The 26,738-nt window shown below is 46.6% G+C and carries 27 protein-coding genes; 9 read left to right on the forward strand and 18 right to left on the reverse strand.

Going from position 1 to position 26,738, the window contains the following annotated elements:
• Positions 1-66: 66 nt before the first annotated feature.
• The 9 genes from BLQ13_RS04505 to BLQ13_RS04545 form a co-directional block, all read right to left on the reverse strand.
• Positions 67-822 (reverse strand): SDR family NAD(P)-dependent oxidoreductase, encoded by a 756-nt coding sequence (locus tag BLQ13_RS04505; RefSeq protein ID WP_090916407.1) that lies wholly within the window; start codon positions 820-822, stop codon positions 67-69.
• A gap of 170 nt (positions 823-992) precedes the next feature.
• Positions 993-2,720 (reverse strand): ubiquinone-dependent pyruvate dehydrogenase, encoded by a 1,728-nt coding sequence (poxB, locus tag BLQ13_RS04510; protein WP_090916411.1) that lies wholly within the window; start codon positions 2,718-2,720, stop codon positions 993-995.
• 232 nt (positions 2,721-2,952) lie between these two features.
• Entirely contained in the window at positions 2,953-3,714 is a 762-nt protein-coding gene (locus BLQ13_RS04515) for an SDR family NAD(P)-dependent oxidoreductase (protein WP_090916413.1), read from the reverse strand.
• A 150-nt stretch (positions 3,715-3,864) separates the two neighbouring features.
• The gene (locus BLQ13_RS04520; RefSeq protein ID WP_090916415.1) at positions 3,865-4,173 is read right to left on the reverse strand and encodes a Dabb family protein; all 309 of its coding nucleotides are present in this window, start codon (positions 4,171-4,173) and stop codon (positions 3,865-3,867) included.
• A 182-nt stretch (positions 4,174-4,355) separates the two neighbouring features.
• Entirely contained in the window at positions 4,356-4,607 is a 252-nt protein-coding gene (locus tag BLQ13_RS04525; protein WP_090916418.1) for a type B 50S ribosomal protein L31, read from the reverse strand.
• Positions 4,608-4,751: 144 nt separating this feature from the next.
• Positions 4,752-5,018: an HPr family phosphocarrier protein gene (locus BLQ13_RS04530; protein ID WP_244159217.1), complete on the reverse strand. Its 267-nt coding sequence runs from the start codon at positions 5,016-5,018 to the stop codon at positions 4,752-4,754.
• 203 nt (positions 5,019-5,221) lie between these two features.
• A complete protein-coding gene (locus BLQ13_RS04535) occupies positions 5,222-6,295 on the reverse strand; it encodes an NAD(P)-dependent alcohol dehydrogenase (RefSeq protein WP_244159218.1) in 1,074 nt (357 codons plus the stop codon).
• A gap of 85 nt (positions 6,296-6,380) precedes the next feature.
• Positions 6,381-8,534, reverse strand: coding sequence for an alpha-glucuronidase family glycosyl hydrolase (locus tag BLQ13_RS04540; protein WP_090916423.1), 2,154 nt, complete (start codon positions 8,532-8,534; stop codon positions 6,381-6,383).
• Positions 8,531-10,711 (reverse strand): glycoside hydrolase family 52 protein, encoded by a 2,181-nt coding sequence (locus tag BLQ13_RS04545; protein WP_090916425.1) that lies wholly within the window; start codon positions 10,709-10,711, stop codon positions 8,531-8,533. Before BLQ13_RS04545 ends, BLQ13_RS04540 begins: the two co-directional genes overlap by 4 nt.
• A 222-nt stretch (positions 10,712-10,933) precedes the next feature.
• Here BLQ13_RS04545 and BLQ13_RS04550 point away from each other — a divergent pair, with 222 nt between their 5' ends.
• Positions 10,934-11,845 (forward strand): helix-turn-helix domain-containing protein, encoded by a 912-nt coding sequence (locus tag BLQ13_RS04550; protein ID WP_090916427.1) that lies wholly within the window; start codon positions 10,934-10,936, stop codon positions 11,843-11,845.
• A gap of 45 nt (positions 11,846-11,890) precedes the next feature.
• On the opposite strand, the gene BLQ13_RS04555 is transcribed toward BLQ13_RS04550, so the two are convergent.
• Entirely contained in the window at positions 11,891-13,291 is a 1,401-nt protein-coding gene (locus BLQ13_RS04555) for an aldehyde dehydrogenase (RefSeq protein WP_090916429.1), read from the reverse strand.
• A gap of 147 nt (positions 13,292-13,438) precedes the next feature.
• Entirely contained in the window at positions 13,439-13,741 is a 303-nt protein-coding gene (locus tag BLQ13_RS04560; RefSeq protein ID WP_090916431.1) for an ArsR/SmtB family transcription factor, read from the reverse strand.
• 270 nt (positions 13,742-14,011) lie between these two features.
• Here BLQ13_RS04560 and BLQ13_RS04565 point away from each other — a divergent pair, with 270 nt between their 5' ends.
• The 5 genes from BLQ13_RS04565 to BLQ13_RS04585 all read left to right on the forward strand — a co-directional run bounded on the left by BLQ13_RS04565 (position 14,012) and on the right by BLQ13_RS04585 (position 18,048).
• Positions 14,012-14,698, forward strand: a complete 687-nt coding sequence (locus BLQ13_RS04565) for a GntR family transcriptional regulator (RefSeq protein WP_420848902.1) — start codon at positions 14,012-14,014, stop codon at positions 14,696-14,698.
• Positions 14,699-14,767: 69 nt separating this feature from the next.
• Positions 14,768-15,835 (forward strand): mannonate dehydratase, encoded by a 1,068-nt coding sequence (gene uxuA / locus BLQ13_RS04570; RefSeq protein WP_090916435.1) that lies wholly within the window; start codon positions 14,768-14,770, stop codon positions 15,833-15,835.
• The gene (locus BLQ13_RS04575) at positions 15,832-16,707 is read left to right on the forward strand and encodes an SDR family oxidoreductase (protein WP_090916437.1); all 876 of its coding nucleotides are present in this window, start codon (positions 15,832-15,834) and stop codon (positions 16,705-16,707) included. The genes uxuA and BLQ13_RS04575 overlap by 4 nt, the downstream gene beginning before the upstream one ends.
• 171 nt (positions 16,708-16,878) lie before the next feature.
• Positions 16,879-17,604 carry a DUF421 domain-containing protein gene (locus BLQ13_RS04580; RefSeq protein WP_090916533.1) on the forward strand — a complete coding sequence of 242 codons (726 nt, stop codon included), beginning with the start codon at positions 16,879-16,881 and terminating at the stop codon, positions 17,602-17,604.
• Positions 17,605-17,676: 72 nt separating this feature from the next.
• Entirely contained in the window at positions 17,677-18,048 is a 372-nt protein-coding gene (locus BLQ13_RS04585) for a DUF4363 family protein (RefSeq protein WP_090916439.1), read from the forward strand.
• 147 nt (positions 18,049-18,195) lie between these two features.
• Here the strand turns inward: BLQ13_RS04585 and BLQ13_RS04590 are convergent, their stop codons facing one another.
• The 7 genes from BLQ13_RS04590 to BLQ13_RS04620 form a co-directional block, all read right to left on the reverse strand.
• A complete protein-coding gene (locus tag BLQ13_RS04590) occupies positions 18,196-18,903 on the reverse strand; it encodes a M50 family metallopeptidase (protein ID WP_090916441.1) in 708 nt (235 codons plus the stop codon).
• 41 nt (positions 18,904-18,944) lie between these two features.
• Positions 18,945-19,439, reverse strand: a complete 495-nt coding sequence (locus tag BLQ13_RS04595) for a hypothetical protein (RefSeq protein WP_338060861.1) — start codon at positions 19,437-19,439, stop codon at positions 18,945-18,947.
• Between the two features lie 160 nt (positions 19,440-19,599).
• Entirely contained in the window at positions 19,600-20,673 is a 1,074-nt protein-coding gene (locus BLQ13_RS04600; protein WP_090916445.1) for a metal ABC transporter substrate-binding protein, read from the reverse strand.
• Positions 20,674-20,696: 23 nt separating this feature from the next.
• Positions 20,697-21,572, reverse strand: coding sequence for a metal ABC transporter permease (locus BLQ13_RS04605; protein WP_090916447.1), 876 nt, complete (start codon positions 21,570-21,572; stop codon positions 20,697-20,699).
• Positions 21,518-22,225 carry a metal ABC transporter ATP-binding protein gene (locus BLQ13_RS04610; protein ID WP_090916449.1) on the reverse strand — a complete coding sequence of 236 codons (708 nt, stop codon included), beginning with the start codon at positions 22,223-22,225 and terminating at the stop codon, positions 21,518-21,520. Before BLQ13_RS04610 ends, BLQ13_RS04605 begins: the two co-directional genes overlap by 55 nt.
• Positions 22,226-22,281: 56 nt before the next feature.
• Positions 22,282-22,431, reverse strand: coding sequence for a 50S ribosomal protein L33 (gene rpmG, locus BLQ13_RS04615; protein WP_036613813.1), 150 nt, complete (start codon positions 22,429-22,431; stop codon positions 22,282-22,284).
• A gap of 82 nt (positions 22,432-22,513) precedes the next feature.
• Positions 22,514-23,725: a GTP-binding protein gene (locus tag BLQ13_RS04620; RefSeq protein WP_090916451.1), complete on the reverse strand. Its 1,212-nt coding sequence runs from the start codon at positions 23,723-23,725 to the stop codon at positions 22,514-22,516.
• A gap of 308 nt (positions 23,726-24,033) precedes the next feature.
• On the opposite strand from BLQ13_RS04620, the gene BLQ13_RS04625 reads away from it, so the two are divergent.
• The 3 genes from BLQ13_RS04625 to BLQ13_RS04635 all read left to right on the forward strand — a co-directional run.
• Positions 24,034-25,107 (forward strand): permease, encoded by a 1,074-nt coding sequence (locus BLQ13_RS04625; RefSeq protein ID WP_090916454.1) that lies wholly within the window; start codon positions 24,034-24,036, stop codon positions 25,105-25,107.
• Positions 25,108-25,248: 141 nt separating this feature from the next.
• Positions 25,249-26,247, forward strand: coding sequence for a TIGR03943 family putative permease subunit (locus BLQ13_RS04630; RefSeq protein ID WP_090916456.1), 999 nt, complete (start codon positions 25,249-25,251; stop codon positions 26,245-26,247).
• A 240-nt stretch (positions 26,248-26,487) separates the two neighbouring features.
• Positions 26,488-26,738 (forward strand): transposase (locus tag BLQ13_RS04635; protein ID WP_090916458.1); only part of this gene is annotated, 251 nt, incomplete at its 3' end.

Consider the following 26,738-nt stretch of genomic DNA (forward strand, 5'->3'; position numbering starts at 1 on the left):
AGGAACTGAGCGGATTAACGCATACAGTTCCTCTTTTGAGTACTCTTTTTCATAGTGCCTGACTTCTTACTGAGCAGTTACCGCACCATCGATCGGATATACAGCTCCGTTGATGTACGGTGCATCGTTTCCAAGCAGGAAAGAAACCAGATTAGCGATTTCTTCCGGCTTACCGAGACGTCCGGATGGAATGCTATCTACTGTAGCTTGGAAAACCTCCGGATTATCTTTACCGAATTGAACAACCATCGGTGTCTCTATCGTCCCTGGAGCAATCGCATTCACGCGAATGTTCTCCTTGCCATATTCAATCGCTGCTGTGCGCGTCAAACCAACAACACCATGTTTGGTCGCCGCATACGGAGCAACTGCCGGAACACCCACAATTCCAGCGGTAGAAGCTGTATTCACAATGGAACCTCCACCCGTTTTGAGCATTTCGGTAATGACATATTTTAATCCGTAAAATACGCTTCTCAAATTAATATCAATAATCTGGTCAAATTGCTCAATGGTATGTTCGATTAATTTGATCCCTGGGCCGGCAATTCCCGCATTGTTGAAAAACATATCAATCCGGCCAAACTCTTCAATCGTCTTTTTCACATAATTCTCTACCTCAGCAGCTTTACTTACATCGGCCTGAACAAAAATTGCCCTGCTACCCAGCTGTTCAATCTGCTTCACCGTTTCAAGACCTGTCTTTTCCACCAAATCTACGACAACGATGGAAGCTCCCTGCTCCGCTAGTTTCAGTGCTGCGGCTTGACCTAATCCACTTCCTGCTCCCGTAATGATGGCTACTTTTCCTGCGTGACTCATGATGATCTCCTCCGATTATGTGTCATTTGTGATCGTACCTATTCATTCCTCGGCCTTATATGGATGAGCTATGTAGGTCAGCAAGGACATGACTCCTTCCTGACTTTACCTATTTTAATAAACAATTGATTTAAAAACAAACTAAATTATATCAACCCATATGATTTTGCTTACCGAAGCAAGTTCGTTTTCGCAAGCTCAATTAATTCATCGCCACGGCCATTCAGAACGGCTTTCATCATCCATAACGTGAATCCTTCCGCTTGTTTTATATTAATTTTCGGTGGCAGGGACAGCTCCTGGCGATTCACAACAGCGTCGATCAATACCGGGCCATTGTGTTGCAACGCGCGCTCCATGGCTCCCTCAAGCTCGGCAGGATCTTCTACGCGTATGCCTTCAATGCCCATTGCTTGTGCCACCATCGCGAAGTTTGGATTCACAAGCTCTGTCCCCGATTCGAGGAAACCGGCAGCTTTCATCTCCAGCTCTACAAAGCTGAGTGCACCATTGTTAAACACAACTACTTTGACTGGGAGGTTATGCTGCTTCAGCGTGAGCAGATCTCCCATAAGCATCGCTAATCCCCCATCTCCGGACAACGAGATGACCTGCCTTCCAGGATCAGCAACCTGAGCACCAATGGCCTGAGGCAGTGCATTGGCCATCGTTCCGTGATTGAATGAACCCAGTAATCTGCGGTTACGGCTCATCTGAATATAACGTGCAGCCCATACCGTTGGTGTCCCCACATCACAAGTGAAGATTGCATTTTCCGCGGCGGTATCACTGATCACTTTGGTTAAATATTGCGGATGAATAGGCTTTTTACCTGGTTTGCCCACCGCAAGCTCGTCCAAATCCTCCCGTACTTTCGTATAATGCTTCACGCTTTTACGCAGATGTTTGTCACTATGTTCAGCCGTGAGGTATGGAAGCAGCGCTTGAATCGTCGCCTTGATGTCGCCACACACGCCATAATCCAGTTTGGTTCGCCGCCCTAAATGCGAGGTTTGAATATCCACCTGTAACACCGTCGCATCTTCTGGGAAAAACTGACGGTACGGGAAATCCGTTCCGAGCATAAGGAGCACGTCACAGTCCATCATGGCATGGTATCCCGAAGAATATCCGATTAAGCCTGTCAGCCCTACTGAATAAGGATTGTCGTATTCTAAGTACTCTTTCCCTCGAAGCGCAATAACCATAGGGGATTTCAATCGATCACAGAGCTCCAGCAGTGGTTCACGAGCCCCCGCACATCCTGCCCCGCATAAAAGCGTAATTTTTTTGTCCTGATTCAAGTACTCCGCCAGTTTGGCGAGTTCGGGTTCAGAAGGATGTACAACCGGATGTGGTGCATGGTATACATGCTCAGGAACAGGCAGATCAGCAGCTTCAAGTCCAGCAACATCGCCCGGAAGCACAATGACAGACACACCGGAACGTGCTACTGCTGTCTGCATCGCCATTGTGAGCGAACGAGGCATCTGCTTGGCTGTCGTGATCACTTCACAATAATGGCTGCATTCCTGGAACAAATACTCTGGATGAGTCGCCTGAAAATATTCACTGCCAATCTCGTCACTTGGAATGTGAGCAGCAATGGCCAGAACCGGCACACGGTTTCGATGGCAATCATAGAGTCCGTTAATAAGATGCATATTCCCAGGCCCGCTACTACCTGCACATACGGCAATACTCCCACTTACTTGGGCATCTGCACCCGCTGCAAAAGCCGCTACTTCTTCATGTCTTACATGAATCCATTCAATTTTGCCCGACTTGCGGATGGAGTCGAGGACCGCATTCAACGAGTCTCCAACAATGCCGTATATCCGGTGAATTCCCGCATTTAATAAAGCTTCGACAAGGACGTCTGCTATCGTTTTTTTCATAATGCTTAGTCACTCCTTTATAACGTTATCTTGATTAGGTTTCCATCCCTTGAATATACCTATTCTTATACCCCAATATTTTGAAAAACGAATCAAAAGCATATGTCACTCCAAGTATATAAGCACAATCTGCGTTAACATCTGGAGAAAACTCAAAAAATCCGTTTACCTTGAAAGGCAAACGGATCACTCTTGTTTTTCACACGATATCTATTCCTGAGAGCATAATTAATCAAATGGCTGGCATAACATTTCCACCACTTACAGGGATATACGCTCCAGTGATAAAAGAGGACAAATCGGATGCTAGAAAAGCAACGACATTTGCAATCTCCTGGTCTTCTCCCCTGCGTCTCAATGGTACGGATCGAGTATACGCCTCATCATGTCCCGGTTCACTTGTTCGGTCACGTTCACTAATTGTCCACCCCGGAGCTACTTGGTTAACCGTAATCTGATATTCGCCAACTTCCTTCGCTAACACACGATATACACCGTCCATTCCGCGTTTTCCTGCGGTATAGGCCGATTGATGGGCAAAATTTTGCATCGCGCATTCAGTATTAATCCCAATGAAGCGACCGGACCTCATTTCCTGCATCTGCGGAATGAAAGCTTTGGCAAGATATACACTCTGCATGACACATGATTCGAACTGGCTCAAGTAATCCTCTGGTGCTTGCTCCAGAACGGAAGTCCATTCGTATTGAATGACTGCATTCGCAACGACGATATCCACATTACCCAGCGTATTTTGGATCGCATCTCGTATCCGAAATGCGGTATCCTGTTTAGTCATGTCACCTTGTACGATAACGGCCTGACGACCCATTGCTTCGATCTCGTCCTTAAGTTCTTTGGCCTTCATTTCGTTGTTTATGTAGTGCAGTGCCAGATTCGCGCCACAAGTTGCGAGTGTACGAGCAATCACTCTTCCCAATTGCCCCGTTGCCCCCGTAACTAATGCCGTTTTACCGGTTAAATCCAACTTCATGACCTGAGTCACCTCCTTATCCGTTTTACACTAAAACGATTTCGAAAAGTGAATTTTGGAATACTCGTGACGCCTGCATTTTCGGATATCAAGACTTCCTTTGGAGATTTTCTTGACTCTCAGTCCATTTTCAACGTTACTTTTGGATCTCTATTCACCATTGTGTTTCATAAAATCAATTTCCTGAAAACGGCTGACTTCCTTCTCCCAGCGCTCAGTAACATACTGACGGTGTACGGGATGATCATTATAAGCGTCATAAGCAGCCTGATCTGCAAACTCCATAGAAAACCCGTAATCAAACTCATTTTTTGCACTCACTTGGCGTAGGACCTGGAAATGTTCAACACCTGGAATTTCCGCAAGCGCTTCCTTACTTTCGTTCAAAAAAACTTCGGACTCCGCTGTATCTTTACCTGCATAAAGTGTAAATGTCACCATATGTGTAATTCTGCTCATCTCTGTTTCCTCCTCCACTATGTTCAGACTCTGTACTCTAGTTTACAACTGAATGCGCTGAAAGCGCAATATTTGGTTGAATAGAACCAATGAGCTTTCATACAAGAAACTAAGAAAACACAACCAAAAACAAAAACCCCCGGAAATAACATTCCAGGGGTTGCTCCTCATCTATAAGAGAACTAGTTTTTGAGGTTGTATTTGCGGTTGAACTTGTCAACACGTCCACCGATATCCACGTTTCTTTGTTTACCAGTGAAGAACGGGTGGGATGCAGAGCTAGTATCTACACGGATAACAGGGTAAGTGTTACCGTCTTCCCATTCCATTGTTTCATTCGAGAACTTCGTGGAAGAAGCCAGGAATTTGAAGTCAGCACTTGCATCGTAGAAAATAACGAGCTGTGTTTTAGGATGGATGTCAACTTTTGGCATAATCTATTTACACTCCTTTAATATGGGTACTTCCTAGAATCAAACTAAATTTTATTATACTCTTTTTTTGCACGAAGTACCAGCAAGAATTGACGAAAAGACAAAAAAATTATAATCCATGCGAGTGGGTATCTAAATCCATCATTACGCCGGGCCTTTTTCCAGTACATGCAATATGTACTCGAGCGCCTCGAGTTCGTCCCTTCCTCTCGTCTGTAATCGAACCATACTGCCGTTTCGAAGCGGAAGTAATGCCATGCCTAGCAGGCTCTTTACATCTACACGATGTTCATGATCAGCCTCCGTGTAAGACAATGATATGTCCGAAGCAAAACGTGACGCTTGAGAGGATACCGACAGTAACTCATCCCGATGAAAATCCGCGTGAATCATAAATTCATGTGTTCTCACAACCTTCAATTCCTTTCGCCAAAATATGAGTACCTGTAATTATGTGTTTTCATTTATATATTAAAATCAACATGAATTATACCATGTGCTGGCAGGTTGTCCATGCCTTTAATGCGGAAAAAACAAAAAATTACGACTACTCCCGTTACAATTAAAAAAAGGTCCTGTACACATATGTGTACAGAACCCACACTCTTTTCTTATTACATACCGTTCGGGTAAACCATCACTTTAAGACTACCGCTTTTGTTATGCAGCGCCCTCTCCATTGCCTGTTGTGTCTCTTCAAGGGGGTATCGATCGGTGATCAAAGACATCACATCATGCTGTCCCGAACTTAAAAAGGCTACCCCCGCAGGATACGTATTGGCATAACGGAATATGCCATAGATATCGACTTCATTGTCGGCAATAAACGGTACATTAATTGCAATCTCATCCTGGGCAGGCAATCCAACAATGGCCAGCTTACCACCTCTGCGAAGAGAATATAGCGCCGACTGCAGTGCTTTGGGATTACCTGCCGTCTCCCAGGCTGTATCCACTCCGATGCCCTCGGTAATTTCCCGAATCACAGCAAGCGCATCCTCATGACGCACATTGATGGTGTGCGTTGCTCCCATCCGGCGTGCGGCCTCAAGCCGGACTTCCTCTAGATCCGTGACAATGATGGTCTCTACTCCGAAGGATTTCGCTGCCGCAACAGCCATCAGTCCGACGGGGCCCATGCCCATAATAGCCAGTGTCGTTCCTGGAGCCAGTTTACTCCTGCGAGCCGCATGAATACCAACGGAAAACGGTTCATTCATGGCTGCTTCCTCAAAGGTCAGGTGATCCGGGATTGGAAATACCATATCCTCTCGTATGACCATGTACTGCACAAATGCTCCATCGACCGGAGGGGTTGCCAGGAATTGAACTTCAGGACACAGATTGTAACGTCCTTCCTTACAAGCTGTACAGCGTCCGCAAGTCACTCCAGGTTCAATGGCAACTCGCTCCCCCACCTTCACTCGGGCAACGTCTGCACCAACCGCAACGATAATCCCCGCACATTCATGGCCAAGAATAATCGGTTTCTCCACAACAAATCTGCCAATGCGACCATGCTCAAAATAGTGTACATCAGATCCACAAACGCCTACGGCCATAACCTTAATGAGCACTTCATTGGATGAAGGTCTGGGAACAGGTTGATCTTCAATGATAATATGTCCAGGCTTTGTCATGACTGCAGCCTTCATCTTTACGGGCAGTTCGTGTTCACTCATACGCATTCTCCTCCTTATGCATGTCAGTGCTGTCTCTCGTTTCAAAGAAAACATTGCGTACTTTCGTACATTTTTATTTCATGCATGATTATTAGTAGATTTTTCGAGCTTGCTCATCCTGAATACCGCTTTTGCGATAAAAATACGTGTTAATCATATCGCGCCATTCCTTCGCGTGATCTGCCTGTTCCTCCTGCAGCGTAGCTACCTTGTTAAAGATGACTGGATCCACTTTACCTTCCAGTTCTCTCCATGTTTCGAGTAAAGCTTCAGCCTGCGCAGCACCTTCGAAATGAGTATCGTAGATGTGCTGGATAACCGTTTTACCGGAATGTAACACATGCGTGTACGGGACGTGATGGAAAAAGAGAATTAATTCATCGGGACAAGTCTCCAGTGATTCATATCGAGCTGCATTTTCAGCATGATATTGGGAAGTATAACCTGTACCACTCTTCACCGTCCGATCAACCCCAATTCCATGACAATCGGCAAAGTGATACGTTCCCCATTTGGAATACTCGTAACCATCCACATTAGGTCCGTAATGATGATCCGGGTTTACCATCCAGCCTACACCGAGAGGTGCAGTATAATTTTCATAGATGTCAAGTGAAGACAGCAACATACCCGTAACCCGCTCTACGACTTGCTCATCATGTCCAAACGTTAATCTCACCCATTCATCTGCGATGGCTTCTGCCGAGAGCTCAGGATTCCACCCCAGTCTGCCATATCCGTACAAATTCGCTTGAGCCAGCGGATGGCCTGTCCAACTTGCATCCGCACCGATGTTGGATACAGCCGCAAATCCACTGTACTGGCGCTGAAAGAGCGAACCGTCTGCAATGCGCTTGATCTCTGAGCCTTTGCCCTTGGCATACGTGTCAAAATCCAGAATTTCCTTCCACTGTGGCACAAGATAAGCCAGATGACGCTGTTGTCCTGTGTATTCTTGCGTAATCTGGAACTCGATCACTTGATTCGTATTCTCCATCGCCCCGAATAAAGGGGATACTGCTTCTCTAACCTGAAAATCCATAGGTCCATTTTTAATCTGCAAAATGACATTGTCTGCAAACCGTCCGTCTAGCGGTTTAAAGTGGTCATAAGCCGCGCGAGCCCGATCTGTAGTACGATCCCGCCAGTCCTGCTTGCAGTCGTATACGAAGCACCGCCAGATGACAAGTCCGCCAAAGGGACGAAGGGCTTCTGCAAGCATGTTTGCACCGTCTGCATGGTCACGATTGTATGTGAAAGGCCCCGGACGATTTTCAGAATCCGCTTTGATCACATATCCGCCAAAATCCGGAATCGCAGCGTACACCTTCGCCGTTTGAACGTTCCACCACTCACGTACCTGATCATCCAGTGGATCAGCTGTCTGCAAGCCACCAACTTCGATTGGACTGGCGTAATTGGCACAAAGAAACAAGCGAATACCATACGCTCTGAATTCAGCCGCTACCTTCGCAACATCACCAAGGTATCGCTCTGTCAGAAACAGACTCTCTTGTTTATGCACATTCACGTTATTAATCGATATCGCATTGATTCCGGTTGAGGCCAGTAATCGGGCATAGTCTCGAATCCGCCCTAAATCCTGCGTGAACTCACCGTTTTCGTAAAAGATAGAACGTCCGGCATATCCCCGCTCAATACTGCCGTCCACATTATCCCACTGATTAATCATGCGAAGTTGATTCACGGGTTGCTCTGTAATAAATAAGGGCTTCACCCCGTCAAGAGCCGGTCCGGCCTCTTCTGACTTACCTTGCTTTAATGTCAGTTCGCGCAACAAATGAAAAACAGCATATAAAACACCTTGCGGCGTCTCTGAACCAATAACCATCTCCTGAAGAGACTCATGTTCACGAATGATAAAACCCTCACCCTGTACAGCAGCACGTTCCGCCTCCGTAAACGCACTTGTCACCTGATTGTTCCCTGCCCAGGTGCCCACTCGGATTGAAGGTTTACGTTGTTCGTCTGAATCCGTGCTTTGGGTCTGAGAATGGCGAATGACAGGCTGTTCACCGTATAACTTACCGAGCCCTTGCTTGAGCTCGGTAAGAGCGGTGTCGATGACTAGATGCTGTTCCTTTACATCAATATGCCGGCTCCAGAGAGGAGCTGCCGTTCTCGTTCTCGTAGCCCCTTTCGCTTCTGGTAGTGCAACATGATAACCTAGCCATGCTTCATATTGCGGGCCGGACAGTCCAGATTGTACGGTAGTTTGACTCATTGTAGAGCCTCCTTGCTTGCATAGATCTGTGCAAGACGATTATTTTTGCCTTCAAGCAACCACAGTATAGAAGTTACGCCACGTGGATAATATTTGCTGCCGACAGCAACACCGGATAAGATCTGGTCACTCCAGCACCAGTAGGATTCCTTCGGATGAAGCAACCATTTCACATGAGTTGCATCCGCTGCTTTCCCAGTCTCATCCCACTCCACACCCAGAATCTCACGTGTGATAAATTGGGACAAATAGATTTTGCTCAACCAGGAGTTCTTGCTTGTCGAAGACAGCTTCCAGCCACCATCTTCAAACAGGCATATTCCTGGAACTAGCACCGTTTTTAGATGTGTGTGTAGTGCCTTGATATAGGGTCCGAACCGGCCGTTAACATCGAGTGCCGCTTCACAACCTGTAAAATACGGGAATACCAGGCCTTCAATCGCCGGAATGATACGCGAATCGTTATTTTCCGCAATAACCGCCGGAATGTAACCTCCGTCAGTCAATTGAGCAGCGACGCTTGCCGCGCAGCGATCTGCTTGTTTTCCTGCCTGATGAGACAGCTCTGAGAGCTTCTCGCCTGCAAACAATTTTTCGAGTGCAACGTAGACAGCCCAGCATTTACCCGCAAGATAGATATTGTTCCGCGATTGTCCAAGGGATACGTCCAAACTGTCGTACGTGGTAATCTCTGCCCTGCCTTGTGTACGGCTGCTATCCAGTCCCATTAAGCCATTACGTTGATCTTCTTCTGGATGGTCACGGTTAAGCATACTTTGGAAGCATTCCTGAATAACCGGCAACATCTCAGTCAAAAACTCCCGATCTTGCGTCTGCTCAATATATACCGTTGCGCAGCAAAGCCAGTTGACAAGCTCTTCATGGCTCATCTGTGAGAAACAATCATCGATGCCGACGAGTTCATACGCCGAATGACCCGGACGGGAAAATACATTGGCGATTCCAATATCATGTGTAAACGTAATGCCGCCCGGATGAAGTGTCTCTTCTCCAGGGAAGCGAACCTGATCCGTATAACTATAACGCTTCACAAACCACTCCAGCTCATTACGAACAGTCCATGGATTAAGAGCAAGCTCGAAGTACAGCTGATCTGCGGTCAGATCCAGCGTATTCATCATCCGATATTCGCCTTCATTCACAATCCAGAGCGGCTCGCCATCTGCATCGAGCAGTTGAGTGCTCGCATAGTAGCTGTGGATGGAATGGGCAAGCATATAGGACTGATCTTCGCTAAGCGCTGCCGTTCCAAGTCGCCGATCTACTTCGGCACAGGATGCAGTCAATGCATCAAAACGATCGAGCGCATACTCACCCGCTTGCAGAATGTCAGCAAAGTAACGTGTGTACCAATACGTGGTGTCCATACCGGTAGTTACAATTCCTCCCCGATAGAAACATACCGCGAATTGGAACGTGCGTTTCTGGCCTGCCGGAACTTCCATCAGTAATACCGAGGTAGATCCTAAGCCAAATGCCAGATTGTCACGATGTTTTTCCTCTAAAATTTTCTCCAGCGTAAATCCGCGTGCAGGCCACAGACCTTCATTTTTCGACACAATAGCTGTCAGACGCCCTTGTCCAACCCCTGTCAATGGTCCTCCCTCTGGTCCACCAATTAATCGCATCGCAGAATACGGATCACTACCTTGATAACCGAAGTACCCTTTACGGGTTTTCTCGCCTTGGCTGTTGTCAATGGTCATCTCGACCAACACTGCGGGTACGAGTGCATCCATCAGCGCTTCACGATCTGCACTCTTCGGATGCGGAACGGGACGTACAGGCGAATAAATACGGAATTCAAGATCTCCTGCATTCCATGTATCTGTCCCCGAAGTGAACTCCCGAGTAATGTCTTCATCCCGAAACGCAGAGATCAACGGTTTTGCCCCCGCACCGTCAGACTGACTTCCACTGTCCAGCTTCTCCACATCATAACGGCTGCTCTCATCTTCACTCGCTTCATAAAAAGGCAATGCCTGATAATGCTCTCCATCACAAGCTTGTAATCCTATATATACGTTTTGGTCAGCCGGCTTCCCAAGTTCAAGCCCCAGCCCACCTTTAGCCCCTTTGTAACCTAGCGTGAAACTGGCAAATGCACCGATTGGTGCGTGATGAGCATTGTAAAAAATAGAATTGGATGTACTCATTCTTCATAACCTCTCTCGGAATAAGATATGCATGCGTTTTCATTAGCCCCATCCTATCACGCAGTGTCCGTCCAGACCATGAACAAATCAATCGGATATTTACCCAAATCAAGCTGATATATGATAAAATATAAAGCGGTTACACTTTTAAAATTTTAAAAAATTCGTTTTAAATATGTACATAACCTAGCGTAACATGACCCAACTTAAGGAGGAATTCAAATGTCTTCCACGTATTTACCTCCCGATCTGGGAGAAAGTGTGCATGAAGTGTTTTACCCAGATGTGCAAACCACCGTTAACTTGTTCGCCATTCATCTGCGCAGTGTCGGACCCGATTGGGACTATCCGGCGCACGAGCATCCTCAATATGAGCTCAATTATGTAACAGAGGGTGTGCAGTATATGACCATAAACGGTACTTTGTATGTACAAAACGCCGGTGAGCTCCTGCTGATCCCTCCGGGAAGCATTCATTCCAGCCAGAGCCGAAGCGGACAAGGCTTCACCTACTTCTGTATGCATTTTGATATTGATGATCAGCTGTTTCTCTCTCTTCTGGCACGAATCAAGCAAGTATTATTCGGAGCAGACAGCCCGGTTACCCGGCAGATTGAACCTGTGCTGCACAAGCTCATGTCCTCTGCCCACGATCAATCCCCCAGTGCTATGGTACAGCGCATGCAACTGCAATCCGCGGTATTTGAGCTGTTTGGTCACCTCTGGGAGACGGTGTCTCAGGAAGCAGTCCAGACGTTTGCGGGTGGGTACGAACGGATTGAACTGGCGCATCAGATTCGTACTCGGCTTCAAGGACTAATGAGCCAGCAATTCAAACAAGGCGATGAATCCGACAGCCACTATGGGATCGATGATATCGCCGCAGAACTCGGCATCAGTACTTCGCATTGCAATCGTGTGTTCAAACAAATATTCGGGCAGTCCCCCCGTACCGTTCTATCCCAAATGGTGCTGCACGAGGCCAAAGTTTTACTAGGTAATCCACAGCTCTCTGTACAAAATATCGCAGTGATGCTTGGATATAAGGATATCGCCCATTTTAGCCGTCAATTCAAACGGTGGTCGGGGAAGTCCCCTTCACAATATAGACAGGAACAGCCTGCTCTGGAGTAATGTCCAGCAGCAGGCTGTTTTATTTGATGTTTACGTTACATATCGTTATTTCAGCAAACGTTTGATCAGATTCAGTTTGTTATTGTAAGGCGGGTACAGCATATGCGGATTAAGCTTGGTACTCTTTTTCAAAACACTTTTCATATGTGAAAAGGTCTCGAAGCTGTACCGTCCATGGTACGAGCCAATACCAGAATGACCTACTCCTCCAAACGGTAGCCGTGGATTGGCCACATGTGTAATCGTATCGTTAATGCATCCTCCGCCAAAAGAAACCTCGTTTAACACTTTATCCTGAACAGCTGAATCGGATGTGAACAGGTACAAGGCTAACGGCTTTGGTCGTTTAATAATTTCGCCAATTGCATCATCTAGATGACTATAACTGATCATCGGCAAAATCGGCCCAAAAATCTCGTCCTCCATCGTAGCTGCATTCCACGATTCCGCATCAATTAAGGTCGGTTCAATAAAGCGATCTTCTTCATCGGAAGTCCCTCCATAGATGACCTGGTCCCGGTCTCGTTCAATTAATGCGGTCAAACGTTTAAAGTGTGACTTGTTCACGATGCGCCCATAGTCCTTGTTATGCTGAATATCCGTTCCAAAGAAGGTTACAATCGCAGCTTTCATCGCATCAATTAAAGGCTGTTTTACACGCTCATGTACAAGCAAATAATCCGGGGCGATACAGGTTTGCCCTGTGTTCAGCAGTTTGCCCCAAATAATACGTTCGGCCGCAACTTGAATATCCGCCTGCTCATCCACGATGACAGGACTTTTCCCTCCAAGCTCCAGCGTAACAGGAACAAGGTTTTTCGCTGCGGCCTCCATCACGATTTTACCAACGGGTACACTGCCTGTAAAAAAGATATAGTCGAACGACGCATGGATAAGCGCTGTTGTTGTGTCTTTGGCTCCTTCGACCACTTGTACATATTCCGGCTCAAATACTTCACCAATCAATTTCTTCACAACAGCCGATACAGCCGGGGTGTTCTCTGACGCTTTGAGCACCGCCGTATTACCTGCGGCAATCGCACCAACCAGTGGTTCAATAAGGAGTTGAAAAGGATAATTGAACGGCCCAATAATAAGCACTGCACCATACGGTTCAGGAAGGATAAAACTTTTGGAGCCAAGGAGAGCCACTTGTGTCCTAACCTTAACAGGCTTCACCCACTTTTTGATTTTACGCATCGTGTGTGTGATGCTGTCGAGCATAAATCCAATCTCTGTCGTGTAGGATTCAAATTCGCTTTTCCCCAAGTCTTGATACAGTGCCTCGGTCAATCCGGATTCATGTTTCTGAATGGCCTGTTTTAAACGTCTTAAACGTTCTATTCGAACTTCCGCTGGTCTCGTGGCACCGGAACGGAAAAATGTACGTTGTTTCTCCAGTATGACGTGTACATCTTCGTGTGTTAATTCTTGAAACGTGGTCATAATGCTCACTCTCCTTCGTTGGAAAAGATTATTGATGAAAGGTTTAAACTTATGAACCTATACGTTACATGCCGTAGCATGCTAAGCCTTTTCTTGTTGTTGTGCAATCTAACTTTTGATTAATCGAGCGCTGAAACAGCTACCTATTTATAGGCATTCCTCTTCAAGCGCAGCGACAAGCTGTTTCAGCAGATCGACGGAAGCATGCAACGAAGCTGAATAATAACGTTGTGTTCCCTTCTGTTCCACGGATATGAGCCCTTTCTCCAGCAACAACTTCAAGTGGTGGGATATCGCTGGACGGGACAGGCTGGAATGTTCCGTAATCTCATTCACTGTCATATGGCCTTTTTCACTCAGCATGAGCAAAATCGATTGGCGATGGTTGTCACTCAGAACTTGAAACAGCGGGATACATGTTTGGAAAATGGTTATGGCCTTCTGACCCATATTTACACCTCGATTATCTTTCTGCGTTCTATCTATTAACTATCATTCTACGAACTTTATAGTTTTTACTTTTATTCGTTTAAACATTTAAACCTATAAAATGAATTGTACTTCCTTATATCTTAAATTTCAAGAAAAACAGCTCAGAACAACAATCTTTTTTAAATAAAACGCTTCCACTCTGCCATACTTGTATGGTAGTATGGCAATGAAGGAGTTGAAGTTGTGGAACATACCCCCAGATTATCATCCAAAGCCGGTTTATCGCCCTTGTCAGGCCACCTCTCGGCGTTGAACAAGCAATCCTACTCGACGCGAGATTTGGTCTATGACACGCTGAAACAACAGATTTTGAGTCTGCAGTTGCCTCCGGGTACGGCCATTTCGGAGAAAGAAATCGCCCTGGACTTTCAGGTTAGCCGGACTCCTGTGCGCGAAAGTTTTGTCCGACTCGCTCAGGAAGGTCTGCTGGAAGTGTATCCCCAGCGTGGAACGTATGTCTCTCTGATTCAACTGGATCTCGTCGAAGAAGCCCGATTTATGCGAGAGCAGCTGGAGCGAGCTGTCATCCGTCTAGCTTGTGCACAATTTCCAGAAGAGCAGATGTTGGCCCTTGAACACAATCTTGCAGAGCAGCAGCAATGCCTGAGCGAACCGGATGATGAACGCATGTTTCAACTGGATGAGGAGTTCCATAGCACTCTTTTTGCTGGCTGTAACAAAAGCAACACCTGGACGGTGATTCAGCAGATGAATGTGCATTTGAATCGAAGCCGGATGCTCCGTCTGTCTTCCGATCATCATTGGGATCACTTAATCGAGCAGCACCGATCCATGGTTCAGGCGATTCAGCAGCATGATGCAGAGAAAGCAGAACGTCTGATGCAGGAACATCTGTATCTGACAGTCACGGATCTGGCTGTTCTGCGGAGTACATATCCTTCCTATTTCCAATAAGTAAAGAATTCCTGCTTGCACATCGTAATACATGTTGTTTCTTCCACTAATGAGGATGAGGTGAATGAAATGAAGATGGTTTTTCGCTGGTTTGGCGAAGGCAATGATACGGTATCGCTGGATCAGATCCGGCAAATTCCGGGCGTCGAAGGCATTGTATGGGCACTACATGATGTTCCTGCAGGCGAAGAATGGCCGATGGACAAAATACTTGCTGTCAAGACAGCTGCGGACCAAGCCGGACTACATCTGGATGTCGTAGAAAGTGTTAATATTCATGAAGATATCAAGCTTGGACTGCCTTCACGGGATAAATATATTAGCAACTACATTAAAACCATGGAGAAACTTGCCCAAGTGGGTGTCAAAGTGATCTGTTATAATTTTATGCCGATCTTCGATTGGTTGCGTACGGATCTGCACAAAGAAATGGAGGACGGATCAACAGCCCTCTTCTATGAAGCTAGCAAAATTGAAAACATTGAACCACTGGAACTGGTTCGCAAAATTAATGAAAACTCCACCCTCACGATGCCGGGTTGGGAACCGGAACGACTACAGTATCTCACAGGTTTGTTTGAAGCCTATAAAGATGTGACCGAGGACGATATGTGGGAGAACGCACGTTACTTCCTGCAAGAGATCATTCCTACCGCCGAGCGGCTTGGCATTCGAATGGCGATTCATCCCGATGACCCACCATGGCCGATCTTTGGTCTGCCTAAAATTATAATCAATCAGGACAATGTTCGCAGATACCTGAATCTATATGATAGTCCGTCGAATAGTGTAACGCTGTGTAGCGGATCTCTCGGTGCCAATCCAGACAATGATATCATCGGTATGATTCATGAGTTCAGTGATCGGATTCCGTTTGCTCACATCCGGAATGTGAAGGTCTATGAGAATGGTGACTTTATCGAAACCTCTCACCGCAGTCAGGACGGAAGCGTAGATATCGCGGGTGTTGTAGAAGCCTATCACGATATTGGTTTTGAAGGATACGCCAGACCGGACCACGGTCGACATCTGTGGGGAGAAGAATGTAGACCAGGCTATGGACTATATGATCGTGCACTCGGAATTATGTATCTCTGGGGTGTCTGGGATTCACTACAAAGGAGGGCAAACGCATGAGCGAACACCATTCGAACCTGAATCTGGAGCGTACTTCTCGCCTTCAAGGTAAAACAGCCGTGATTACCGGAGGGGCAGGCGTATTATGCCGTTCCATGGCTGAAGAACTCGCAAGACACGGCGCCAAGGTGGCCATCCTGAACCGGACGGTATCCAAAGGTCAAGACGTTGCATCCGCAATTGAAAAAGCAGGTGGCCGTGCCATTGCCGTTGCATGTGATGTCACCCAAGCCGAAAGTGTACAGGCGGCGGCAGATATTGTTCGCGAGCAACTCGGCCCATGTGACATATTGATTAATGGTGCTGGCGGCAATAACGCCAGTGCCAACACAACAAATGAAATATTTAAACCGGAGGATTTGGGTAATCCTGATGTGACCACCTTTTTTGATGTAAGTGTAGAGGGGTTTCGGCAGGTCATGGATCTGAACTTTGTTGGCTCCCTCATCCCTACTCAAATTTTTGCCAAACACATGATTGAGCGCGATGTACCCGCTACGGTCATCAATATATCGTCCATGAGTGCCCCATCTCCTATGACCAAAGTGCCTGCGTACAGTGCTGCCAAGGCGGCTATTAACAATTTTACACAATGGCTTGCTGTGCATCTGGCAGAGTCGGGGATTCGAGTCAATGCGATTGCTCCAGGCTTCTTCCTGACCGAGCAGAACCGCAACTTGCTCTTGCAGCCAGACGGCTCACCTACGGAGCGTTCCAGCAAAATTATTGCGCATACCCCAATGCGCCGTTTTGGTAAACCGGAGGATCTGCTCGGTACGTTAATGTGGCTGGCAGATGAGCATCAGTCCGGCTTTGTAACGGGTATTGTTGTGCCTGTAGACGGCGGATTCATGGCTTATTCCGGGGTGTAGCCCTCATTTTTGGATACATCGATTGTCTGAAACAGATTCACACTCCAACCGAACCTCGTGATATGCTCACGGGCTTCGGTTTTTTTGACGTTGATTTGATCCTCAAGTGATAAGGAATAAATTGCATCGTTGTGGGCAAGGATTGAGGGTGTAAAGGGTGGTGATGCATATATGATGGAGGAAACTACGGTCGTTGCTGTGCGAGCGATTATCGCTTTTCTCACCTTAATTGTCTATACGAGGGTTCTGGGAAAACAACAAATGGGCAACCTGACCTATTTTGATTATATTAACGGCATTACGATTGGCTCCATTGCCGGTACGTTTGCCACGGATTTGTCGTCCAAAGCGTGGATTCATTTTGTAGCGTTAACCATCTTCACCTTGATCACCATCATTTTTCAATACATTACGCTGAAAAGCCGAGCCTTCTCCCAAATTATGGACTCCGATCCCACCCTGGTCATTCAGAATGGCAAAATTCTGGAACAAAATCTGAATCAAATGCGCGTGAAGTTCGACGAACTCACCATGATGCTACGGCAAAAGGATGTATTTGACCTGACCACGGTCGATTATGGCATTTTAGAGCCAGATGGCACCTTATCCATTGCTTTGAAACCAGAGAATCAGCCCGTAACCGCAAAGGATATGCACATGCACCCACCATCCCAGAAACTCATGACCGAGCTTATTATCGACGGTGTATTAATGAAAGAAAAACTGGCCGAGCGCAATAAGGACAGCAGCTGGTTAACCGAACAATTGAAAAAACAAAACCTGACGATTCAGGACATTGCATTTGCTGCCATTTTACCGAATGACAAGTTATATATCGATTTGTATAAGGATCGGTTATCAGACAAGACCAGCACGGATGAGAAAAAAAAAACGTAACTGATCTGAATGAATCTAATATATCTGAACTCATAAAAACAATCTGACCAAACTTGTCCGGGAGGTTCGGAAATGAAAAAGCATAAATGGCTTCTCTATACGATCCCCATTATCATGCTGATGCTGTTCATCGCGATCATGATTAGCGGCCCTTGGCTCAAAAAACCTTTTGGCACGCAAGATCGCTTACTGGAATCCATCCAGAAGCTGGAGAAGCAGGTTCTGGACAAACAGTGGACTCAAGCTAAAGGTCAGATCGAGTATGCCATGCAAGCTTGGCATCGAATCGTGAACCGCATTCAATTCAGCGTGGAGCGTGAGAGTATTTATGATGTTCTGGGTGCACTTGCACGAATTCAAGGCGGTATTGCGGCGCAGGACGATCAAGCGATTATGGAGGAAATTTATTATTTTTATGCCTTATGGGATAATCTCGGGGACTAACACTACGCACGATCCAAAGAGAGTTGCTACTAACTCACAAATTATGCTGAGTGGTACAAAACAAAAAAACAAAGCACACCTCCTTTTCAGAAAAAGGAAGTGTTCTTTGTTTCATCCTTCAGACCGTCGCCCTATCTACATTACGTTCTATGCTCTGTTTAATCCACGGGATTTCGACTTCGAGGGACTTGCCGTTCCTTCTTTTCGGAAGAAAAGTGCAAGAGCTCCCTTTGCACACCATAGCGCAAACAATGCAAACAGCGTACCCCAGAACAGAGCTGGCATGAACGTCTGTTGCGCCAGATTTGCCGCATCTCCGGCCTGAGATGGACGGGTCCAGGATGCCCAACCGATATACATCGCACTGACGACAGACTCTTCGAGCGTAATAAAGGCCAGTAGCAGATAGTAGTACTTCGCGATTTTCACACCAAAAATCATAATAACTACATTCAACGCGATAAACCCGGTCAACCACAACATTCCGAATTCGCCTCTGACATATAACACCAGCGACACAAGTGCCACAGCCGTCATAACTCCCAAGCCCCACATGTGCCGCCCTTTGCGGTACAAGTAAAACAGAAGCCATGCAAAAAGCGATGCACCAATGTATCCTGCCAGCGAAACAAATATCGCTCTCCCCGATGTCAGCATAGATGAATACGTGACACCGCTATGATCCGCGTATAATTCAATGCGTAACACTTTACCGGACAAAACCAGTGTCATCAGCGCATGAGCGAATTCATGAATCATCGTATCGAGATTACGGAACAAGGATGAGAACGGGATGAATCGTGTCAGAAATACAGAGGCCATTAGAAAAAGGATCGTTTTGAGCCACTTGTTCAATCTGTTCATACCTCCTTGCCTTCAACTACCGAGCCTATCCATTATAGTACGTCAGGCTTCCCTGCTTCGTTTCGTCTTTTGAAGTCAAGTGCGCATCGCTCCATCCACCAGCAAAAGCTGCGATTGTGCCCAATGAAAAAAGAAGATAGATCATATCGACCACGCCCTTTCTCAAAAGTCACCAAAAGTCGATTTCGCATCCGCAAAATGGCATCGTTCACGAACTGTTCGGCGGCTTTGCTCTGGATAAGCGTTACATACGCATATAGTGAATGATCGACAGGCTCATCCAGCGGACTAACCCCGGCACATGAAAACTCGGTCTGCACCCCTGCTTCATGGAGCAGGCTCAGGGAGCGAACCAGCTCCGCGTCGACCTCTACCCCGTTCCATATCACCGTCCGTTTGGGAGACAAGGTTCGTTTGTCCCGTTCGGTCCAGTGCAACAGTTCCTGTTTCCGTCTTCTCCACAGATGTACAGGCTGTTCACTGAGCAGTACTTCCTGTTCCTCAAATTCTTCATGTACGTTCATCATGTTCCTCCTGGTCTGCATATCCAAACGTCTCAAACGAAAAAGAGCACATCACTGTGCTCTCTGCTTCGCAAAAGGCAAAGGAATAGGTCACGTTCATTCCTCAGCATGTTGTTATATTGTACCTTTTTCGGCGAAAAGCATCAAATGCTCATTAAAGTTCCTATTCGTTCAATGCCAGCTTCAGCGCTTCCATATTCTCTCTCATCACGCTAATGTAGTCCTTGCCTGCCTTAACCTCATCCTCGGTTAAACCTTCGATAGGATTCAACACAGCCGTCTTGGCTCCAATCTCCTTAGCGATAGTTTCCGATACTTTGGATGAAACGAGTGTTTCAAAAAAGATTGTTTTCACCTTGTGTTCCTTGGCAAAATCAATGACAGTTGCCATCTGAGCTGCGGATGGTTCCTGTTCAGGAGACAACCCGGCAATCGGAACCTGCTGCAAACCATACTCCGCTGCCAGATATGCAAAAGCCGCGTGTTGTGTAATAAAGTCCTTCCGTTTGCTGTCCTTCACAGCCGCTTTGAAGTCCTGATCCAGTGCTTCCAGCTTGACAATATATGCATCGGCGTTTTGTTTGAACTGGTCTGCATGCTGTGGGGCCGCTTTGGCAAGTCCAGCTTCAATGTTTCGTACTTCCTTTATAGCGAGCGCTGGTGACAGCCACACGTGAGGATCAAGCCCGCCATGGTCGTGGTCATGCTCTTCACCTGTTGCGGCGTCATGCTCGTGACCTTCCTTCGCAGAGGCGTCATCTGCGTGATCATGTTCTTCAGTGGTTGTTGCTTTGTCCGCATGGTCGTGGTCATGTTCCTCTTCTTCTCCACCTTCACGAATGCTAATCCCTTGACTGGCTTCCACCTGCACAAGTTTGCTATTGCTTAGGCTGTCTTTGACCTGATCCATCCAGGACTCCATGCCTGCCCCGTTGTAGACGAGAACATCTGCTTTTTCAATGCTCGCGATGTCCTGAGGCGTTGGTTCCCAATCATGCGGCTCCATGGCTGGCGGAATAAGCGTATGTACATCAGCCAGATCGCCCGCTACATTTTTCGTAAAATCATACATTGGATAAAAGCTGACCTCTACATTTAATTTTTGCTCCGAAGCCGCTGTAGTACTAGCTGCAGCAGCTTGATCCGGATTGGAGGTTGTTGTTTTTTGGCCGCAACCTGTTGCAACAATTGCCAAACTGAAGATAATTCCCAGCGCTGAAGTTTTGCCCAGTTTCATAGTCTGAATTCCCCATTTCATCTTTATGTGTTGCTTTTTGAATGAATATATAATGTTGCTGTCTGCTGCTTAACGGCGCGATGACGTTTACGATTGTATAGTGAAATCAGCTTTTGGGCTGATATTCCAGTCAACAGGAAAAGTAACAGGATGAGTGCAATGGTTCCTCCCGGAGGTGTATTCCATTGATACGAAGCAGTGAGCCCGCTAAAAATGCCCATCAATCCTGTAACGATAGCAATAACAATGGCTGCGGCAAAACTGCGTGCAACCCTCAAAGCTAATGCTGCCGGCAATACAATAAGTGCAGATACGAGCAGCACACCGACTATCGGCATCGCAGAGGCCACGGTCATTCCGGTTAGTATCGCAAAGGCAAATGATAAACCTTTCACCTGCACGCCTCCAATGGAGGCGGTCTCTTCATCAAAGGTCAAATTGTACAACGGTCTTCGCAAAACGAAAAAAAAGGTCAATCCAATCAAACATACCGCTGCCATCATCCACAGCTGGATATTGCTCACCGCGACGATGGAACCAAACAGATAAGAACTGAAGGTTTTGGAAAGATTCATTTTTAGACTCATTAATACAACAGCCAAAGCTAGACCAGAAGTCATAATGATTGCAACCGGCACCTCACTGTACGTCCGATAGCTTCGCCGTAGCTGCTCGACCAGCAGAGCACCAATAATTGCAACAGCGAAGCCGCTTAGAACCGGATTCAGGTTCATAACCGAACCTAGGGCAACCCCTGCCAGTGAAACGTGAGAAAGTGTATCAGCCATAAGTACCTGCCGTCGAAGCATCAGATATACACCCAGAATAGGTGCAATGATTCCAATTAGTCCTCCAGCCCAGAAAGCACGTTGCATGAATTCGTACTCAAACACTGCCATTCCTCACTTTCTTGTCTCTCCAAGGTGATCGTTCGATCCAGCCGGTTACCCACTTCTTCGAGACCGTGTGTGACCATAATGATGGTGAGACCATGAACATCTGCATAGTGACGCATCAATTCATAGAACCCTTCTCTACTTCGCCGATCCATCCCGGTGGTGGGCTCATCCAGCACAAGCACTTGCGGCTGTCCAGCCAGGGCTCGTGCGATACAGATTCGCTGCTTCTGTCCGCCCGAAAGCTCTCCTACACGTGCGTTGCGGTATTCCCACATGCCGACTTCACGCAGGCTTCGTTCAACAATCGCTTCTTTGTCCGAAGTGAATCGCCGAAAAAGACCTAACTTGTGATAACAACCGGATCGCACGAGTTCGATGACTGTACTGGGAAAACCACTATTAAACGAGGCCATTTGCTGAGGTACGTAACCGATCTCCAGCTTTTTGCCTCGAAGCTGCTGTGTATTCATATGTACCGAACCGCTCCAGGGCTTCAAGAGCCCCAGCAACAGTTTCAGCATGGTTGTCTTCGCAGAGCCATTCGGCCCCGTGATGCCGACAAATTCACCCACATGAATATCCAGCGACAGATGATCAATGACGGGCTCTTTACCATATCCAAATACGACATCACGCATGGAAGATAAAATCATGGGTTAACCTCTTTCTTTTTTTCGTAAATATTACGATTTGAAAAAATCAAAATTTTTTAGCGGGTTTCCCGGTGAATCGTCATCTTCTTCAAACGAGGTGAATACTTCTTCATCTCCAGACGTTCCGGATGGTTACGCTTGTTCTTCGTTGTTGTATAGTTGCGATCCCCGCACTCCGTGCAGGCTAAAGTTACAATGACTCTCATGATGTTGCCTCCCTTTGTCTATTCGTAATTATTACTATTTAATGATAGTAGCCTATGCCTTTTCTTTTGTCAACTTCTTCTCTTAGCTCCATTGTGGAAAAGGGTCTTTCAACTCCCGCCAGTTCATCTGCATCTCATCATCTGTAAGTAATGTCTCATCCAATGTTCGTTCAATAGCTGCACGATCCATATCAATCCCGATAAACACCAGCTTGGTTACCCGATCACCCCACTCTTCATCCCAATCCGGAATAGCTGGAAGCGTGTCGCCAAAATGAAGATGCCGCTCTTCCTCACTCATCGCCCCTACCCATATTCCTGCCGGTGCAAGCTGTTTGGACGTACCCGCATGGCTAAATGAGATGGCCATATGGTTGCGAGTAGCCATCCACATTAAACCTTTGGAGCGAACGATACTGTCTGGCCATTTGGCAATCCAGCGCAGCAGGCGCTCGGGATGGAATGGGCGTTTGCGGTGATATACAAACGAATGAATACCGTATTCCTCGGTCTCAGGCGTATGCTCCTCTTTCATTAATTCGCGGATCCAGCCCGCGGACTGGCTTGCTTTTTCAAAATAAAACCGACCGGTATTCAAAATTTCTCTCGGATCAATCTGCCCATGCGTCGTGCGAACCAACTTGGCCTCTGGCTGCATCGCATGCAGTGCTTTTTCCAGCTTCGATAGCTCTACTTCGGATACTAGATCACATTTGTTCAGCACAAGAACGTCGCAAAATTCAACCTGGTCGGTCAGCAAATGCACAATGCCCCGCACGTCATCTTCTCCGGCTTCCTGTCCGCGATCCTTAAGCGTCTCTTTCGAATAAAAGTCACGCCAAAACTGAGCGGCATCCACCACCGTTACCATCGTGTCTAGACGAGTGAATCGAGTCAGATCAATGCCAAGTTCCTCGTCAATGTACGTAAATGTCTGAGCCACAGGAACGGGTTCGCCAATGCCCGTAGATTCAATCAATATGTAGTCGAACGACCCATCCAGCGCAAGCCGCTCCACCTCTTTTAACAAATCCTCACGAAGTGTGCAGCAGATGCACCCGTTTGACATCTCCACCAGCTTCTCATCAATCCGCGATAAACCGCCTCCGTCCCGAATCAACCCTGCATCAATATTGACTTCACTCAGATCGTTTACGATGACGGCGACACGCATGCCCTCCCGATTATGTAACACGTGGTTTAGCAATGTCGTCTTACCCGCTCCAAGATAACCGCTAAGAACCGTAACTGGCACTCGATTTTGAATATGTTGTTGTTTTTCTGATACTGACATTATTGCTTCCTCCACTTCTTATGGGTGAATTTAAGTGCTCCATCAAACCTTTCGGGATATCTAGATGGTGAACTAAGATGATGGATGATGTACTTATGCTGATCTAGTTATATGGGCGATGTATTTAATCGTAATTATTACGATTAAATACATTGAGAACTATACCTTATTCCACCTTTGCTTGTCAACTGAGTCCCTTTGAGCGAACTTTTTAATCGTAAAACAACTGATTAACTGCCCGAATCGATGTATGTTACAGCGAGTACAAGCATATATTCTAGCAAAGTTCTAGTAACGGAGGTCTTTTCATGAGAATCGCAGCTAGTTTGAAACTTCTCACCTTCCTTGTTCCTTGCGCCTTTCTGGTTCCGGTTGTTATTGCGTTCGCCCCGGATCTGAATAAAATCTGGAATAGCGAGGCGTTGCAAAATATAAAAACAGTATTTGTGAGTATTTTTCTGGAAGCAGCCCCCTTTCTGCTCATGGGCGTGTTCCTGTCCTCTCTGATGCAATGGTTCGTATCCGAAGAGATGGTGCGAAGACTGACCCCCAAACATCCGGTTGGGGGCGTGCTTGTGGCGGGCCTGCTCGGTATTGTTTTTCCCATCTGCGAATGCGGAATGATCCCGGTTGTACGGCGGCTTATGCATAAAGGCATGCCTGCATATATTGCGGTAACGTTCATTCTAAGCGGTCCTGTCGTCAATCCGATTGTGTTTACAGCAACTCTCATGGCATTTCCTAGTCATCCAGAGATCACCATCGCTCGAATGGGACTGGCTTTTACGGTGGCTGCTGCCGTTGGTGGGCTTGTGTATGTTTTTGTGAAACGCAATCCTCTGCGCATGCCCAAAACGGTCGTGACGGAAGTAAAGACACATCCTGGGTTCAAAATGGCTTCTTCAGCTCATTCTCATAAACATTCTGATGATCATTCTCACTCGCACGGTGGCACCCATAACCATCATCACTCTCATAAGAAGGACTGGCGCAGCTTTTTCATCCATGCAGGTGAAGAGTTCGTCGATATGAGCAAATATTTGGTGATTGGAGCATTGATTACTGCGTGTATTCAGACATTTGTGAGTCGCAGTGATCTTGTTGCGCTGGGAAATGGCCCGGTTGCCTCGTATGTATTTATGATGGGCTTTGCATATGTTCTGTCCTTATGTTCTACATCGGATGCTTTTGTTGCGTCAGCCTTCTCACATACGTTTGCTTTGGGTCCGCTGATTTCCTTCCTTGTGCTCGGCCCGATGCTGGATTTCAAAAGCACGCTTATGTTACTCTCCACCTTCCGCACCCGTTTTGTCATTGGCTTAAGTATGGCGATTATCCTTCTGGTTTTTGCCGGGTCTTGGCTCGTGAACTTCTTAGGGTGATTGAGATGAAACTGCTTCTAGCAAAGAGTACTATGTTATTAACAACATTAATCATTAATGCTGTTAATTAGTTTACCGGGTGGTATCTCCTCATTTGAAATGATCCATAGATGAGATTCATACAAGAAAGGAGTGCAAGTCATGGCTCACGCAAATCATGCGATGAACAAGAACTTTTTTACGAAAAGGATCGTCATTCAGTGGCATACGCTCATTCGAGCAGGCTGGATTGGCAGTCTGGCTGTGTATATTATGCACCTCAAATCGAGCAATTCCCTGCATTATTATCTGGCTCCTACGATGCAAAAGCTGCTTCTCGGTTGTGCTGTTCCCCTCCTGTGTATAGCTGTAATTATGGCTTGGCATGCTTTTTTTGGTCGAAATGAATTCGACTGTGGTTGTGAGCATCCCCCTCCTTCTGGGCTTTTCCGCAGCTCCATGGTCTATGGTTTGATTGCTTTACCATTATTACTTGGATTTTTGCTCCCAGATCAAGCTTTGGGCAGTTCGATGGCCAGTCAGAAAGGAATGTCCTTAACGTATTCTCCACCTGAAATAAGGCGTAAAGACCCACTGCCAGATTCAGCTGTTAAGTTGAGCGTACAAGATTATGCGGTCACGCAAGGTATAAAGCAGCAAAATGACAAGTTATCCGAATTCCCTGCCAGTGTGCAGTTTGTACCACCGGATGAATACAGCCGGGAATTCGCGGAGTTGGCAGAAAAGTTATACGTACAACCTGTCATCCAGGTGTATCCAGAGATATTCTCGGAAACCCTCGGCACCATCGATATGTTTCAGCGCCAATTCACAGGCAAAGAGATTATGCTGACCGGATTTGTTTACCGGGACGATAACATGGAGCATACATCTCATTTTGCATTAGGACGTTTTCTCGTGATGTGTTGCCCGGCAGATGCGGCTCCTTTTGGCGTGATGATTCATATTCCGGATGCCAACAAGTTTGAGAAGGACAGTTGGGTACAGATTCGTGGTACCATTGGCTCCGCGCAAGTCGACGGTAAAGATACGATGGAAATTCAGGCAACGTCCGTAACACCGATTAATCAGCCAGCTTCTCCTTATATTTACACCAATGCCGATTCCGTTAAGGCATATGATAAGATCGTAAGTGAGTGAGTGAGAGAAAGTAGAGCATCATTGAGTTGAAGTGGGAGCACTTTACGAAAAGATCGCCAGCACACTTCTATTTCTAACGATCTCAGACGAGCTTATTTAGGTGAAAATAGGCTTTTTGAAATTCTAACGATCACCAGAGAGCTTATTTTGCTAAAAACACAAGAAAACTTTAAAGCCCCCTAATCCAATTGGACACTCAAAGCTACCTCAGATACACTAAATGAAATGAGGAGAGTGTTCATGAAAAGACGATTTAGATGCCCGGTGGAGGCGAAAAAGGAGTATGTCGTAGAGGTGCTTTCTGGCCTCCGGACAGAGGTCGTGGCACGAAAGTACGGCATGTCTCCTAAAACGCTGACGACTTGGGTTCGTCAATATGAAGATGAGGTGGGGGAACTGGTGGCTAAAAAACAAAAAGAAACGCAACAAATACAGCAAGATGCAGCCAACTATCAAGAATTACAAGAGAAATACGATGAAGCTTTGAAACT

It is taken from the genome of Paenibacillus polysaccharolyticus, from assembly GCF_900102085.1.
Taxonomy (GTDB): Bacteria; Bacillota; Bacilli; order Paenibacillales; family Paenibacillaceae; genus Paenibacillus; species Paenibacillus polysaccharolyticus.